Annotated in this window: 1 pseudogene; it reads right to left on the bottom strand. The window is 37.8% G+C overall.

Going from position 1 to position 902, the window contains the following annotated elements:
• Positions 1 to 17: 17 nt before the first annotated feature.
• Positions 18 to 902 (bottom strand): annotated as a pseudogene (locus ICL16_RS04025) (transposase); the annotation flags it as partial.

Here is a 902-nt window from a genome sequence, read left to right as displayed (position 1 = left end):
TCAATACCGTTGCCAATTTACGAGGGTTCAACGCCCGTAGAAACAGGATGAATACGTCCTAAAGAAGTAAGCTTGGCAAAAATCTGGGTTAATAAAATAGGCTCAGGGATTTCTGGAAGCATTTTTAAGATTTCATGGACATATCGAAAGCCACGATAATGAGCCTTAAGGTCAATAATGCCAGAGTCAGGATTAAGGAGGCGAAAATCAGCGAGAAGATGATGAGATAAATTAACCATAAAGAATGCTAGATTAGCAGCATTAGTCACCGCAGTTTTACTGAGGTTCATAAAGTCGTTACTACCCCAAAATTGCTTGGCATCACGGAAATTAAATTCGATTTGAAAGCGGAGTTTGTAGTAATCTATTATGTGGTCGAATGATAATTCCAAGTCGCTAGAAAACAGAATTACATGGCTGTAAGCATTAGTTTTAAGATCGGTTTTGACAAGATACTACATTGAGAGCTTGAGCAAATTCTTTGTGAAGAAGAGTGGCTTGATAAATATCAGTTTGAATCCCATCCTCAATAGCACTTTTACATAAATATTTGTCAGGTAGATTACGATAGTCCAGCTTGTCACCGTATTTACGACGGGAGCGACCTTTGGAGTCAGGATGTTCATAAGGGACGTATAACGCGCTCATCATGGCGCAACTTGGAAATTATGTGCAAGTTAACTTGTCGCGCCATCTGCAAAGCATTGTTGTTACCAAAATGACCATCTACTACCAAGTATGTCAGGGGAATAAAGTTAGCTAATAACTCGAATAATGAACTAATCATTTTCTGAATTAGTATTAATTCAGATGTTAATATTACTTCCTTTTTATTTTTGTTCTTACTCCCTTTTGGTCGCCCACGCCCATGTTTTTCTTGAGTTTTTTGTTTTTCAATTGCC

It is taken from the genome of Iningainema tapete BLCC-T55 (assembly GCF_014698965.1).
Classification (GTDB): domain Bacteria; phylum Cyanobacteriota; class Cyanobacteriia; order Cyanobacteriales; family Nostocaceae; genus Iningainema; species Iningainema tapete.
This window is presented reverse-complemented; position numbering and strand designations above follow the sequence as displayed.